At 66.4% G+C, this 14087-nt stretch carries 11 protein-coding genes; 3 read left to right on the top strand and 8 right to left on the bottom strand.

The genetic code is table 11. From position 1 onward, the window contains the following. Positions 1-12: 12 nt before the first annotated feature. The 6 genes from AC1DY7_RS16895 to AC1DY7_RS16870 all read right to left on the bottom strand — a co-directional run bounded on the left by AC1DY7_RS16895 (position 13) and on the right by AC1DY7_RS16870 (position 7280). Positions 13-873 (bottom strand): hypothetical protein, encoded by an 861-nt coding sequence (locus tag AC1DY7_RS16895; RefSeq protein ID WP_477494850.1) that lies wholly within the window; start codon positions 871-873, stop codon positions 13-15. 153 nt (positions 874-1026) lie between these two features. After that, positions 1027-1887, bottom strand: coding sequence for a rhomboid family intramembrane serine protease (locus tag AC1DY7_RS16890; protein WP_477494849.1), 861 nt, complete (start codon positions 1885-1887; stop codon positions 1027-1029). Positions 1888-1889: 2 nt separating this feature from the next. Then, entirely contained in the window at positions 1890-2285 is a 396-nt protein-coding gene (locus tag AC1DY7_RS16885; protein WP_477494848.1) for a hypothetical protein, read from the bottom strand. 3 nt (positions 2286-2288) lie between these two features. After that, a complete protein-coding gene (locus tag AC1DY7_RS16880; protein WP_477494847.1) occupies positions 2289-4217 on the bottom strand; it encodes a primary-amine oxidase in 1929 nt (642 codons plus the stop codon). Next, complete coding sequence (locus AC1DY7_RS16875) at positions 4214-5671, bottom strand: APC family permease (RefSeq protein WP_477494846.1); 1458 nt, start codon at positions 5669-5671, stop codon at positions 4214-4216. Before AC1DY7_RS16875 ends, AC1DY7_RS16880 begins: the two co-directional genes overlap by 4 nt. A 109-nt stretch (positions 5672-5780) precedes the next feature. Then, entirely contained in the window at positions 5781-7280 is a 1500-nt protein-coding gene (locus AC1DY7_RS16870) for an aldehyde dehydrogenase family protein (protein ID WP_477494845.1), read from the bottom strand. A gap of 240 nt (positions 7281-7520) precedes the next feature. On the opposite strand from AC1DY7_RS16870, the gene AC1DY7_RS16865 reads away from it, so the two are divergent. Both AC1DY7_RS16865 and AC1DY7_RS16860 read left to right on the top strand, forming a co-directional pair. After that, positions 7521-8978, top strand: coding sequence for an APC family permease (locus tag AC1DY7_RS16865; protein WP_477494844.1), 1458 nt, complete (start codon positions 7521-7523; stop codon positions 8976-8978). Beyond that, positions 8975-9727: an IclR family transcriptional regulator gene (locus AC1DY7_RS16860; RefSeq protein ID WP_477494843.1), complete on the top strand. Its 753-nt coding sequence runs from the start codon at positions 8975-8977 to the stop codon at positions 9725-9727. Before AC1DY7_RS16865 ends, AC1DY7_RS16860 begins: the two co-directional genes overlap by 4 nt. Here the strand turns inward: AC1DY7_RS16860 and AC1DY7_RS16855 are convergent. Further along, positions 9724-11103 carry an MFS transporter gene (locus AC1DY7_RS16855; protein ID WP_477494842.1) on the bottom strand — a complete coding sequence of 460 codons (1380 nt, stop codon included), beginning with the start codon at positions 11101-11103 and terminating at the stop codon, positions 9724-9726. The two genes, AC1DY7_RS16860 and AC1DY7_RS16855, sit on opposite strands and share 4 nt — an antisense overlap. Positions 11104-11296: 193 nt before the next feature. Here AC1DY7_RS16855 and AC1DY7_RS16850 point away from each other — a divergent pair, with 193 nt between their 5' ends. Next, on the top strand, positions 11297-12481 hold the full coding sequence (locus tag AC1DY7_RS16850) for an L-talarate/galactarate dehydratase (protein WP_477494841.1): 1185 nt from the start codon (positions 11297-11299) through the stop codon (positions 12479-12481). Here the strand turns inward: AC1DY7_RS16850 and AC1DY7_RS16845 are convergent. Further along, entirely contained in the window at positions 12474-14084 is a 1611-nt protein-coding gene (locus AC1DY7_RS16845) for an AMP-binding protein (RefSeq protein WP_477494840.1), read from the bottom strand. The genes AC1DY7_RS16850 and AC1DY7_RS16845 overlap by 8 nt on opposite strands. Positions 14085-14087: the final 3 nt, after the last annotated feature.

Below are 14087 nucleotides of genomic sequence, written 5' to 3'. Positions count from 1 at the left end.
GATTCGGCCTACTTACGGCCCTGGCGTAGAAAACGGCGAGAGACCGCGACGTGTGAATGCCTCGTGCACCCGCCGCACGATGAAGCGTCGGCTGTGCTCGGCCACTACGTGCAGATCGATCCAGCCCTGCTGGGTGATCAGTTCATTGCGCCCGATGTCGTGCACCCAGCGCCGCCGGTCGGTGTGATGCTGGCGCCCGTCATAGTCCACGCCGATCTTCACGTGTTCCCAGCCCATGTCGAGGTACGCATCGTTGAAGCCGTCGCTCACCCGGATCTGCGTGGCCGGGCGCGAAAATCCCGCATCGATGAGCAACAGGCGTAACTCAGTTTCTCGTGGGGATTGCGCACCCGCATCCATCAGCTTCAATGCCGTTCGGGCCTGCCGGATTCCGCGTAGACGCGGATAGCGGGTCGCCAACGCGATCACCTCTGCTTCACTTACGCGCGTCACGGCAGCCAGTGCGTCCACATGCGCTACCGCCGGGTCGCGGTCGAGGAAGCGGGCGAGATCGAGCGCGGTCCGCGCGGGCGTGGTGACCGGCATACCGTCAATGGTGCAGATCTCGTCGGCGGCAATGCGCTCCTCTCGCACCAGAATTCCGCGACGCGGTCTGCGGTGTTCGGCGATCAGCTCGATCGGCGTGGTGTCATCAACCCACTGGGCTCCATGCAGGGCGGCCGCGGCACGCCCGGCGATGATGCCCCGGCGATCACTCCACAACCAGGCGGCACGCGTATTCGTGCGCAGGTCAAGGGGTTTGCCTCGGGCAATGTAAACACGAGGATGCGCCGCGGTATATCGCCAGCGCATCTGGCTTCGAGTGAGGTCGCCGGCAGTCAGCGCTTCCGGGCCGAGGAAAGGGTCATCCATAGGCTGGATCGTCGGCGCGGGGTGCGACGACCAAGGGGTGTGCGCGGCCGTTGTGGCTACGCCCTGTGGATGAACGCGCGACTGTGGAATTCTCGGTTTCTACGCCAGGGTCGTGAAACGACGCCGATCACGACCCTGGCGTAGAAAGCATCGTCAGCCCAGGTGCAGGTACCCACCGAACATGCTGAGCAGTTGCACACTGCGCCACCAGATCAGCGCCAGGAACAACCCCAGGAGCCCGACCACCAGCGACGTCTGGACCAGATTGCGTTGTGCGCGTGGCGGATACACCAGCCCCGCGGCCACCACAGAACCGGTCAGCAGGCCGCCGACATGGCCCTGCCAACTGATGGCACCCGACCCGAGCAGTGGGCCGACGAACGTGAACGCCAAGTTCAGCGCGATCAGGCCGAGGACCCATTTGACGTCGAGGCGCAGCTTGCGGGCGACGACGAAGGTGGCGCCGAACAACCCGAACACCGCGCCCGAGGCCCCGGCGGTCGCGGTGTTCAGCGGGGCGACCAGGAACACGAGCACCGACCCACCGAGCGCGGACAACCCGTACAGCGCGCCGTACCGGGCCCGGCCGAGCACCTGCTCCAGTGGCGGGCCGATGACGTACAGCGCCCACATGTTGAACAGGATGTGCGCGATGCCGTAGTGCAGGAACGCCGACGTCACCAGTCGGTAGTACTGACCGTCGGCCACCGCGGGCGGCCACAGCGTCAGTTGGCTCTCCAGTTGCCGCGACGTCATCTGCAGGACGAACATCAGCACGTTGATGGCGATCAACGTGTAGGTGACGTACGGGGTCTCCCCTGCGGGCGTGCCGCCGAAGTGGCCCTCGACGCGGCGGACCGTGGCCGACCCCGCCGTCACGCAATCCGGGCACTGATGCCCGACGGCGGCGTCGCGCATGCAGTCCCCGCAGATGAAGCGCCGGCAGCGGGTGCATTGGACGTACGCGGGCCGGCCGGGATGGCGGTAGCAGGTGGTGGCCTGCGGGACGGTCATACCTACATGATGGCCGATGGTTCACGCCGCCTGGTGAGCACGTACAACACCGCGGTGGCGACGGCGGCCTCGGTCAGCGACACCGCCGTCGCCAGCGTCATGAGCGCCGACATCGGCTCGGCCACTACCGCACCGTGGTGGTGCGCCGGAATGGACCAGTGCACCGCGATCATCGCCAGGTTCATCACCGCGACCACGCACCACGTTCGCAACCCGCACCCACACCACAGTTCGTAGGCGCACACCAGGCATGCCGCTGCCATCGCGGCGATGAGCACCCCCACCACGAGGTGGCCGGCGTGGCCGATCATCGTCGCGTGCAGCGCGGCGGAACCCGCCGCGACCACCGCACACGCCCGCCGCCCGAAGACGGCGGACGTGTGGCTGACGGTCGACATCTGCTAACTCTCGCAGCAGTGCGCCTTCGGCGCAGCGGGAACGTTCAGCGCGGGGTTGCGGTCGAAGAACGACACCGGCTTGAGCTTGAACCCGGCGTAGTCCACCGGCATCACCGGCCAGTCCTCCGGACGCGGGAAATGCGTCAGCCCGAAGGTGTGCCAGACCACGATGTCCTGACCGTCGATGTCGCGGTCCTGCGCCACGTAGGCGGGCAAGCCGGCATTGCCGGGGTTCTGGTTGACGAAGCGGCCAGCCGGATAGCGTTCGGCGGGATCATATTTCGTCACCCACAAGTGCTTGGTGGCGAACGCCGCACGCTGGGCGATGGAGCTGGACGGATGCGCGAGCAGTGCCGGCTGCCCTTCGGGGTGCAGCGCGTAGCCGACGGTCTGGCCGAGCCGGTTCCGCTTCTCCGGGTTGGTGATGTGCCAGACCCGGGCCTTGAGGTTGTCGGCGGTCCGCATCGCCTCGGACTCCCGGGTCAGCCGGGTGCGCTGTGGGCGGAACGCGTTGCCCCACGGGTTCTCCGGTCCCACCGGGACGGCGACGGCGTCGACCTCTTCGACGGTGTTGGTCTGGCCGTCGACCTCCATGTCCAGCCGCGCCGAGAACAGGTGCTGGTGGAACGGTGCACCCAGCCCGGGTGCCATCTCGTTGGAGAAACTGTCGGGACCGCGGTGCGCCGAGGCGAACACGATGCCGGTGGCCTTGGCCTCCAACTGGATGGTGCCGTCGAGGTACAGGTACCAGTAGAACCCGTAGTCGTAGTTTCCGATGGTCAAGAAAAACGAGATCACCAAGCGCCGGGACCGACGCACCTCGGCCATTCCGTTGAACATGTCGGTGTGCTTCCACAGCACGCCGTAGTCCTCCTCGTGCAGACAGATCGCGTTCTTCATCAGCTTCGGGTTGCCGTCTTCGTCGGCGATGGTGACGTCGAAGTACTGGATCTCGCCGAGGCAGTCACAGCCCAGCTCAAGGGAATTGGTGTAGCGGCCGAACAGGTACTCGCCCTGGTCGAAGTAGTTCTGCCAGTAGCGCACCGGGGACGGGTCGGCGTAGGGCACCACCATCTCGGCGATGGACGCGCGGTAGATCACCGGCCGGTCGGCGATGGACAGCTGATGCAGGGTCAGGCCCTCGCGGACGTCGAACCCGAACCGGAATTTCCAGTCGGCCCAGCTGATCTGGTTGCCGTCGACGGTGAAGCTGGCTCCTTCGGGCTGGGTGATCTCGATGGGCTTCAGATCGGTGCGCGGCGCCACTGCGTGCGGGGCGGCGTCCCACTGCCCGCGCTCGGTGGGCAGAGGTAATTCGATCTCGTCGATCACCTTGGTGACACGACGCTCGGTGAGGTCGACGTACGCGACGACGCCATCGATGGGATGCGCCCACGGCAGGTCGGCCGCGTCGTACTGGTAGAAGGCCAGCACCCGCACGATGCGCTTACCCACCTCGTCTTCGTGCCCGAAGACGCCGGCCGACAACGGAACCGCGCGCACGTCGCCGTGGTTGAGTCCGCGCTTGTCCATGGCGGCCAGCCACTCGGGGCATTCCAGCAGGAAGGCCTCAATGTCCTCGAACTCCTGGTCCAGGATCGGCACGTGGCCGTCGGTGCCGGCGTCGACGTTCTCCACCGAGAGGATGTTGTTCTGCGTGACCGACACCACGAGATCACTGCCCTGGCCGGTGGCCCGGTCCAGCAGCAGCACCCGAGCCTGCCGGTCGATCGGGGCGCCGGGGGTGAAAGCCTTCACGATCTTCTTGTGCGGCTCCTCCAGCGCGACGAAGACGAACCGCACGTTCTCGCCGAGTTGGCCTTGCGCATCGAGGATTCCGCGTACGGTGCGGATCTCGTCGGCGGTCAGCGGGTCCAGCGGATGCTCGGAACTTCCGGTGGTGGTGAGGGTTTCGAGGAAGGCGGTGCTCATCGTGCGATCTCCTTGTCGTTTTCGAATTCTTGGTGGCCGGCGCGCGGGCGCAGTACAGCAACCGCGGCACCGCCCAGGAATGCGCCGGCGAGCAGCACCCCGATGACACCGGCGAGGGTGCCGGATCCACCGACCAGCAACGGAAGGTTGACGGCGGTCATCACCGAGAGCACGGCCAGGCCTATGAAGCCCAGACCGGGCGCGATCACGGTGTGCCACATCCGGGTGTCCAACCGGGTGCGGCGGAAGTAAACGACAACGGCGGCCGAGGTCAGCGTCATCAGCACGACGATGCCGACCGAGGCGGCGCCGACGAACCAGGTGAACACCTGCATCACGGGGTCCAGGTTGGCCAGTACCGACACCACGACCAGCACCAGCGCCGAAACGGTCTGCAGCACCGACGCGATGTGCGGCGAGGCGTGCCGGGCATGCGAACGTCCGCAGCTTTCCGGCAGGGCGCGGGTGTTGCCGAGCGAGAAGATGTAGCGGGCCAGCACATTGTGGAAGGACAGCAGTGCCGCGAACAGGCTTGTGATGAGGAAGATTTGGACCAGATCACCGGCCACCGAGCCGAGGTAGCGCGTGGCGGTGTCGGTGAGCATGGTGGCCGGGCTGTCGGTGGCGGCGGTCACCGCACCGGCGTCACCCCACGCGCTGACCATGGTCCAGCTGGACAGGGCGTAGAAGCCACCGATGAGCAGCAGCGCCACGTAGGTGGCCCGCGGGATGGTGCGCTCCGGATCGCGGGCCTCGTCCCGGAATACTGCGGTGGCTTCGAAGCCGATGTAGCCGGCCAGGGCAAAGATCAGCGCGATACCCGGTGCGCCGCTGAAGAAGTTGCCCGGGTGCAGCACCGCGGTGGACAGTCCGTCGGCGCCGCCCTGGCCGATGACGGCGGCATTGATGACGAGCACGATGCCGACCTCGCAGACGAGCAGGACCCCGAGGACCTTGCCGGACAGTTCGATATGCCGATAACCCAGCGTGCCGACGACGGCCATCATCACCAGGGCGTACAGGTACCAGGGCACCGTCGGGCCGCCGTGGCTGGTGACCAGTTCGTTGAGGGCGGCGCCGACGTAGCCGTACACGCCGCCCTGCACGGCCGTGTAGGACAGCAGCGCCAGGAAGGCCGCACCCAGTCCGACATGGCGGCCGAATCCGTGAGCGATGTAGGTGTAGAAGGCGCCGGCCCCACGGATGTGGCGGGCCATGGTGGTGAAGCCGACGGCGAACAGCAGAAGCACCGCGGTACACACGCCGTAGGACGCCGGGAAGGCCGCGCCGTTGCCCGCGGCGATGCCGATCGGGAAGGTGCCCGCGACGACGGTCAGGGGTGCGGCGGCCGCGACGACCATGAAGACGATGGCGGTGGGGCCGAGTTTGCCGGCTAATCGGTGAGCCTGGTTGACGGCGGTGTGGCCGGCGTCCAGGACTGCGTCAGTTGTCATGGGTCTACCTTCGGTGGAATTGAGTGTGTTTGGGTTGCCGTGCCGTAAGGCTTGAGTGCGTTGAAATGAGAATGGTTTTGTTGCGCGATTCCCATTTGGCTCCGAAAACTCAGAGCGCGATATTGATGGCCTTCGTCTGGGTGTATTCGGCGATGGCGCCCTCACCCAGTTCGCGGCCCCAGCCGGATTGTTTGTAGCCGCCGAATGGCAGTGCGGTGTCGAACGCGTTGTGGCAGTTGACCCATACCGTGCCGGCCTTGATCTGGGCGGCGACCTCGTGGGCGGTGGACACGTCGCGGGTCCAGACGCTGGCGGCCAGTCCGTACGGGGTGTCGTTCGCAGCCGCTCGGACGCCGCGTTCGCGATTGAACGGGACGGCGACCGCGACGGGTCCGAAGATCTCTTCGCGGTAGACGCTGAAGTCGTCGCGCACGTCGACCAGAAGCGTCGGCTGCACGTAGAAGCCGGTGTCGCCGTGCCGTCCGCCGCCGGCCAGCGCGCGGGCGCCCTGCTCGATGCCGGCGTCCAGGTAGCCGGTCACCTTGGTGAGCTGCTCGCGCGACACCAGCGGGCCGATGTCATTGGTGGGGTCCAGGCCGGGGCCGATGCGCAGGCTCGCTGCGTGCTCGGCGACGCCGGCGGTGAACTCGTCGAAGATGGTGTCCTCGACCAGCAGTCGGGTGCCTGCGGTGCAGGTCTGGCCGTGGTTGAACAGGAATCCGCCGGCCACGCCGGGGATCGCGGCCGCCAGGTCGGCGTCGGCGAACACCACCTGCGGGCTCTTGCCGCCCAGTTCGAGGGAGACCTTCTTGAGGTTGCCGGAGGCGGCGTTGACGATCTTCTTGCCGACGTCGGTGGACCCGGTGAAGGCGACCTTGTCGACGTCCGGATGCGCGGAAAGCGCCGCGCCGATGTCGCCGAATCCGGTCAGCAGGTTGAAGACCCCGTCGGGCACACCGGCTTCGGCGATCACCTCGGCCAGCAGCACCGCGGTCAGCGGCGTCTGCTCGGCGGGCTTGAGGATGACGGTGTTGCCACAGGTCAGCGCGGGTGCCACCTTGAATGCGGCCATCACCAGCGGGAAGTTCCACGGGATGATCTGGGCGCAGACGCCAACCGGTTCGCGCAGCGTGAACGCGTGGAAGCGGCCACCCGGCGCCCACGGCACCGAGACCGGGACGGTACGGCCCTCGATCTTGGTGGCCCAGCCCGCGTAGTAATAGAAGATCTCGGCCGCCCAGGTCACGTCCACGGCCTTGGCGACGGCCACCGACTTGCCGTTGTCGATGCACTCCAGCTCGGCGAACTGGTCGGCGCGGGCGGTGATGCCTTCGGCGATCCGCCAGATCATCCGCTGCCGCTCGGCCGGGGTCATCGCCGGCCACGGCCCGGTCTCGAAGGCGTGGCGGGCGGCGTCGACCGCGCGTTCGACGTCCTCGACGCCGGCGTGCGGGACCGTGGTGACGACCTGCTCGGTGGCGGGGTCGACAGTGTCGAAGCGCCGGCCTGAGAGCGCGTCGACCCACTGGCCGTCGACGTACATGTGCCGGGGCGCCGAGATGAATTCGGCAGTGCGCGGGTCCAGAGCCGGGCTCAGCAAGGTTGTCATATAGGTCATGATTACGCGCCGATGTGGTCTGCGTCACCACCAATTCCAAATGAGTTTTTGATCGAATGTCTTTCTCATTTGGAATGTCATAGCCATTCTCATTCCGCCGTCTTGAATTCGCAGTTGAGCGGCCCTACGAGCGTCATGCGGTTTGGTGTGGCCGACAGATTCTCATTTGAAGTTCGCGAAGATTTACCTGACAACGCTGTGGGCGGCGACCCGATCGGTTACGTTGCCGGAATGAGCGGCAGACGGGCGATCAGGAGCAGGTCGCCGGTCTCGGGGTTACACCGGGCGCAACTGTCGTTCGCCCAGGTGCTGGGGCAGTCCGTGTCGGCGGTGGCACCGTCGGCGGTGATGGTGACGCTGCCCGCGTTGGTGATCCCGGCGGCCGGGCACGCCACCCTGCCGGTATTCGTGGTGACCGCGCTGTTGATGGCGGCCGTGGGTTACTGCGTCACCCAGTTCTCCTCCCGGATGGTCGCTGTCAGCGGGCTGTACAGCTACACCGTCAAGGGACTGGGACCGTTACCCGGAATCGCCGCCGGCTGGTCGGTGGTGATGGGGTACGCGGCGGCAGCAATGGCCAGCACCCTCGGCGCGGCAAGCTATCTCACCGCCCTGCTGGGCCGTCTCGGCGTGCCCGACGGGCGGCCCGCCATCGCTGTGCTGGCCGTGCTGGTCGGCGTCCTCGCGTGGGCGTTGATGGTGCGCGGCATCCGATTGTCGGCCCGCATCTCGCTGACGGTCGAGGTATTCGCCATCGCGGTAGCGGCCGTGGTGCTGGTGATCGCATTCACCGGTTCAGTTGCCGGCGGCCACGACCCACCGAAAGTATCTGCCCCAGAAGATCACTCGGCGCTGGGCTTCGCTTTGCTGTTGGCGATCACGTCCTACGTGGGATTCGAGAGCGCAGGCACCGTCGCGCGTGAGGCGCAGCGTCCGTTCGTCACGGTGACCCGCGCCATCAGATGGTCGCCCTTGGCGCTCGGCGTGCTCTACACCTTCGCCGCGGCGATGCAGTCGGCTGGAACCATCAGGGCGGGAATCGGTTCCGTGCCCATCGTGCTGACGTTGCCGGACAACGCGGGCGCCGCGTCGGCGGTGCTGTCCATCGTGATGGAGCTCGGGATCACCGCATCGTGGTTCGCCTGCGTCATCGGATCGACCACGGCGCTGTCGCGCACGCTGTTCGCGATGGGCCGTGAGGGGGTGCTGCCCGCGGGCGTCGGCCGGGCCCATCCGGTGTATCGCACCCCTCATGTGGCGCTGAGCCTGGCGATCCCGGTCATCGTCGCGGTCCCGGTCGGGTATCTGTTCATCGCCGGCTCCAGCCGCGAGGTGCTCATCGGACTGCTCGCGCTCTCCGCGCACGGATACATCGGCGCCTACCTGCTGGTGTGCCTTGCCGCCCCGGCGTTCCTACGCCGCATCGGCGAACTGACCCGCGCCCCGTTGGTCATCGGGATGTGCGCAGCGGCCGCGATGATCGCCATCATCTGCTGGGCCGCCCTCACGGTGGCCTCGCCGGTGTGGATCGCCACCGCGGTGTATGCAGCGCTGCTGGCAACGGGTCTCGTCGCGTTCGGCCTGCGCCGTCGCAGCTTGCCCGACCTACCCGAGCGGGTCGGGGTGTTCGACGAAACGGTGGCCGGTGACGTGTTCGCCGACTACAACCCGTGGGAGGTGCGCCGATGAGCCCAACCGATGGCGCCCTGTCCGGCCGCCAGCCCAAGGCGGTGCAGAGCGCGCTGCAGGTGCTGGAGGCGGTGGCGTTGGCCGGGGTGGGGGTGACCGCGAAAGAGATCGCCGAACGACTCTCCATGCCGTCGGCCACCACCTCCCGGTTGTTGAATCTGCTTGTCGCCGATGGCTATATCGTGCGACTACCGGACCTGTCCGGATTCTCGCTGGGCCCGCGGATGGGGTTGCTGATCGACGCGGCGGTGTCGCCGACGGTGTGCACCGCGGCCCGGGAGGTGCTGGCCGAATTGCGGTTGTCGGTGCGCTTCGGTGTGCACCTGTTCTACTTCACCAACACCTCGGTGCGCCTGGCCGACTCCGACAGTGAGTATCCACCACCCGCTGATGAGTCGGTGCTGAATCATCACCTGCACGCCTGCGCCGTCGGGAAGCTGCTGTTGGCCGAGAAGAGGGATATCGATGCCTTGCTCACCTCACCCCTGAACGGCTTGACCGCGCACGCCGTGACCTCGAGATCGCTTCTGGTGCAACAACTCGACGAGATCCGCGATCAGGACGTGGCCCGCCAGATCGGTGAGCTGCGGGAGGATTCGGCGTGCGTCGCGGTCCCGGTGCGCGCCCCGGCGGGCGCCCTGGTGGCCGCGGTGGCGATGTCCGCCCGCGTCGAGCAGGAGCAACTGCTGGCCCGCCAGGTGCCCGTGCTGCGGGAGTGCGCCGCGCGCCTGAGCCCGCTCCTGGCCTAGCGGACGGCAGGCTCCAGGTCGCTGATCTCCAGACGCTTGATCGGCCCGACCACCACGAGGTAGCAGAACAGCGCGAGCACCGCGCTGAGCCCGACGTAGAGCAGAGCCAGGTCGAACGAGCCCTGCGTCTTCACCAGGTAGCCGATCACGATCGGAGTGGTGATGGCGGCAAGGCTGCCGAAGGTGTTGAAGACCCCGCCGGACAGGCCCGCGATCTCCTTGGGCGCGGTGTCGGCGACCACCGCCCAGCCCAGCGCGCCCAGACCCTTGCCGAAGAACGACACCGCCATGAGAAGCACCACGAGCCAGGACGCCTCGACGTAATTGCAGCCGATGATGACGGTGGCCAGCAGCAGCCCGACCACGATGGGCAGCTTGCGGGCCTTGGTCTGCGACCAACCGTGGCGCATCAGCCCGTCGGAGAGCACACCGCCGAGGATGCCGCCGATGAAGCCGCAGATGGCAGGCAGCGAGGCGATGAAGCCGGCTTTGAGGATCGACATGTGGCGCTCTTGCACCAGATACACCGGGAACCAGGTCAGGAAGAACCAGGTGATGGTGTTGATGAAGTACTGGCCGAAGTAGACGCCCAGCATCATCCGGTTCTTCAGCAGCGCCTTGACGTAGTGAAGTTGCTTGGTGCCGTTGGCTTCTGCCGGGGCGGCGTCACCGGCGTCCATATCCACCAGGGCGCCGCCCTCGCGGATGTAGGCCAATTCGGCCTGCGTCACCCTCGGATGGTTGCGGGGTGCGTAGATGACGACGATCCACAGCAGACCGAACAGCACACCGATGCCACCGACGATGGTGAACACATGCTCCCAGCCGGCGGTCACCACGAGCCAGCCCATCAGCGGGGAGAACGCCGCAGTGGCGAAGTACTGCGCGGAGTTGAAGATGGCGGCGGCGGTGCCGCGTTCCTTCGTCGGGAACCAGGCCGCGACGATGCGCGAATTACCGGGGAACGACGGGCCTTCGGCCAGGCCGACCAGCAGACGCAGCAGGAACAGCAGTCCGACCGCGGTGCCCATCGAGAAGTTGCCGACGAAACCTTGGCAGACCGTGAAGATGGACCAGGACAGGATCGCCCCGCAGTACACCTTCTTGGAGCCGTAGCGGTCCAGCAGCCAGCCGGCCGGGATCTGGGCGATCAGGTAGGACCAGCCGAACGCGGAGAAGATGTAGCCCAGCGTCACCGCGTCGATGCCGAGGGCATCCTGGATCGCGTCGCCGGCCATCGAGATGGTGGACCGGTCGGCGTAGTTGATGACGGTGACCGCGAACAGCATCGCGAGGATGACGTACCGCACGTGACCGGCTTTGGGTGCCGGGACGCGGGCTGGACTGCCGACTGGTACTGCGGCGGTGGGATTCATCGAAACTCCTTGCGTGGCTCAGGTCACATCAATGACCTCGGCCGACTCTAGGCACCCGGATACATTCCCGTCCAAGCCCGATTCGGTATCTGTCAATGCAATCCAGGCATGAATTGTTTTCATGCCCCTGCTGCATCAATAAATCCATAATCGGTGTTGGACTGAATTGGACGGCCTCCCTACCGTGGACTCCATGACGATGAGCAGTGCACTCAGCGCGCCCGACGCGGCGATCAAAGCCCTGGCCGCCGGCGCGGCCACCCAGGACCGCATCGAGCGGGTGACGCTGTCGTCGGTGACACTGCCGCTGCAGAACCCGATCAGCGACGCCAAGGTGCTCACCGGCCGGCAGAAGCCGATGACCGAGGTCGCGTTCCTGTTCGCCGAGATCCATACCGTCGACGGTCATTCCGGGATCGGGTTCAGCTACTCCAAGCGCGCCGGTGGGCCCGCTCAGTTCGCGCACGCCCGCGAGGTGGCTCCCGTCCTGATCGGCGAGGACCCCAACGACATCGCCAAGATCTGGACCAAGCTGGTCTGGGCCGGCGCCTCGGTGGGTCGCAGCGGTGTCGCGACACAAGCGATCGCCGCCTTCGACATCGCCCTGTGGGACCTCAAGGCCAAGCGCGCGGGTCTGCCCATCGCGAAGTTGATCGGCAGCCACCGCGATTCCGTGCCGACCTACAACACCTCCGGCGGCTTCCTGCACACGCCAATCGAGCAGGTCCTGGAGAACGCCTCGGCCGCGCTGTCCAGCGGCATCGGCGGCATCAAGATCAAGGTGGGACAACCGGATTGGCGCACCGACATCGCCCGGCTGGAGAAGGTCCGCGAGCACCTCGGTGATGACGTTCCGCTGATGGTCGACGCCAACCAGCAGTGGGACCGGCCCACCGCGATGCGCATGGGTCGCATCCTGGAGAAGTTCAACCTGGTCTGGATCGAAGAGCCACTGGACGCCTACGACGCCGAGGGCCACGCCCATCTGGCCCGCGCCCTGGACACCTCGATCGCCACCGGCGAGATGCTGGCCAGCGTGGGTGAGCATCAGCGCCTGATCGACGCCGACTCCGTCGACATCATCCAGCCCGACGCCCCGCGCATCGGCGGTATCTCCCAGTTCCTCAAGCTCTCCACGCTGGCCGAGCAGAAGTTCCTGCAAATGGCACCGCATTTCGCGATGGAGATTCATCTGCACCTGGCCGCCACCTACCCGCACGGCGTGTGGGTCGAGCACTTCGACTGGCTCGACCCGCTGTTCAACGAGCACCTGGAGATCAGCGACGGCCGGATGCACCTGTCCGATCGCCCCGGCTTGGGCTTCACACTGAGCGATCAGGCGCGCGCCTGGACCATCGGGACAGCCGAATTCAGCTGAGCCCGAGGATGTCCACGCTCTCCTCGCGCATCTGCACCTTGCGGATCTTGCCGGTGACGGTCATCGGGAACTCCTCCACCAGGTGGACGTAGCGCGGGATCTTGTAGTGCGCCAGCCTGCCCTCGGCGAACGCCCGAACGGCCTTGACGTCCAACGGTTCCGCACCCGGCTTCATCTTGATCCACGCGCAGATCTCTTCGCCGTACTTGGCGTCGGGGACGCCGATCACCTGGGCGTCCTCGATGCCGGGATGCGTGTACAGGAACTCCTCGACCTCGCGGGGGTACACGTTCTCGCCACCGCGGATGACCAAGTCCTTGATTCGGCCGACGACGGTGCAGTAGCCGTCCTCGCGCATGACCGCGAGGTCGCCGGTGTGCATCCAACCCTCGTCATCGATTGCCTCGGCAGTCTTTTCAGGATTCTCCCAATACCCCAGCATCACCGAGTACCCCCGCGTGCAGAACTCGCCGGGCTCCCCACGTTCGACGATATGGCCCGTTTCGGGGTCGACGATCTTCACCTCGACGTGCGGGTGCGCCCGGCCGATGGTCGCCGTGCGCCGATCCAGGTCGTCGTCGTGCAGGGTCTGACACGACACCGGTGAGGTCTCCGTCATTCCGTAGGCGATGGCCACCTCGGACATGTTCATGTCGTTGATGCAGTGCTTCATCACCTCGATGGGGCAGACCGCGCCGGCCATGATGCCGGTCCGCAAGGTGCTGAGGTCCGCCTCGGGGAACGATGGGTGGTTCTGCATGGCGATGAACATCGTCGGCACCCCGTACACCCCGGTGCAGCGTTCCTGTGCAATGGCTTTCAGCGTCAGCCCGGGATCGAAGCCCGGTGCCGGGATCACCATGGTCACGCCATGTGTGGTGCAGCCCAGGTTGCCCATCACCATGCCGAAGCAGTGATAGAAGGGCACCGGGATGCACAGCCGATCCCCCGGCCGCAGGTTGATGCCTTCGGTGACAAAGAATCCGTTGTTCAGGATGTTGCGGTGCGACAGGGTTGCCCCTTTGGGGAAACCCGTGGTGCCCGAGGTGTATTGGATGTTGATCGGATCGGTGTTCTTCAGCGTCTTTTGCCGCGCCGCCAGGTCCTCGGGCGCCACTGCGCTGGAGCGAAGCGCGTCCCAGTCGGCGGCGCCCAGGAAGATCACCTCGGTCAGCGCGGGCGCCTCCGGGCGAACGGCATCCACCATCGCGACATAGTCGGAGCTCTTGAAATCGGTTGCCGAGATCAGCATCCGCACGCCCGACTGGTTGAGCACGTACCCCAGCTCGTGGGTGCGGTAGGCCGGATTGATGTTGACCAGGATCGCGCCGATCTTGGCGGTCGCGTACTGGACGATGGTCCACTCGGATCGGTTCGGCGACCACATGCCCACCCGGTCGCCCTTGGCGATCCCTCTTGAGATCAATCCCCGCGCAACGACGTCGACTTCGGCGTTCAGTTCGCGGTAGGTCCACCTCTTGCCCTGAGCGCAGTCGACCAGCGCCTCGATATCAGGGTGCGCGGCGGCGGTGCGCTCGAAGTTGGCTCCGATGGTCTCTTCGAGGATCGGCAACGTGGTCGGTCCGGCGTCGTAGCTCTGCATGTT

The sequence above is a fragment of the Mycobacterium sp. P2_H7 genome, assembly GCF_056403275.1.
This window is presented reverse-complemented; position numbering and strand designations above follow the sequence as displayed.

Excerpts from the sequence above, each read along its gene's own strand:
- AC1DY7_RS16895 (WP_477494850.1), bottom strand. The coding sequence starts at position 873 with ATGGATGACCCTTTCCTCGGCCCGGAAGCGCTGACTGCCGGCGACCTC.
- AC1DY7_RS16890 (WP_477494849.1), bottom strand. The coding sequence starts at position 1,887 with ATGACCGTCCCGCAGGCCACCACCTGCTACCGCCATCCCGGCCGGCCC.
- AC1DY7_RS16885 (WP_477494848.1), bottom strand. The coding sequence starts at position 2,285 with ATGTCGACCGTCAGCCACACGTCCGCCGTCTTCGGGCGGCGGGCGTGT.
- AC1DY7_RS16880 (WP_477494847.1), bottom strand. The coding sequence starts at position 4,217 with ATGAGCACCGCCTTCCTCGAAACCCTCACCACCACCGGAAGTTCCGAG.
- AC1DY7_RS16875 (WP_477494846.1), bottom strand. The coding sequence starts at position 5,671 with ATGACAACTGACGCAGTCCTGGACGCCGGCCACACCGCCGTCAACCAG.
- AC1DY7_RS16870 (WP_477494845.1), bottom strand. The coding sequence starts at position 7,280 with ATGACAACCTTGCTGAGCCCGGCTCTGGACCCGCGCACTGCCGAATTC.
- AC1DY7_RS16865 (WP_477494844.1), top strand. The coding sequence starts at position 7,521 with ATGAGCGGCAGACGGGCGATCAGGAGCAGGTCGCCGGTCTCGGGGTTA.
- AC1DY7_RS16860 (WP_477494843.1), top strand. The coding sequence starts at position 8,975 with ATGAGCCCAACCGATGGCGCCCTGTCCGGCCGCCAGCCCAAGGCGGTG.
- AC1DY7_RS16855 (WP_477494842.1), bottom strand. The coding sequence starts at position 11,103 with ATGAATCCCACCGCCGCAGTACCAGTCGGCAGTCCAGCCCGCGTCCCG.
- AC1DY7_RS16850 (WP_477494841.1), top strand. The coding sequence starts at position 11,297 with ATGACGATGAGCAGTGCACTCAGCGCGCCCGACGCGGCGATCAAAGCC.
- AC1DY7_RS16845 (WP_477494840.1), bottom strand. The coding sequence starts at position 14,084 with ATGCAGAGCTACGACGCCGGACCGACCACGTTGCCGATCCTCGAAGAG.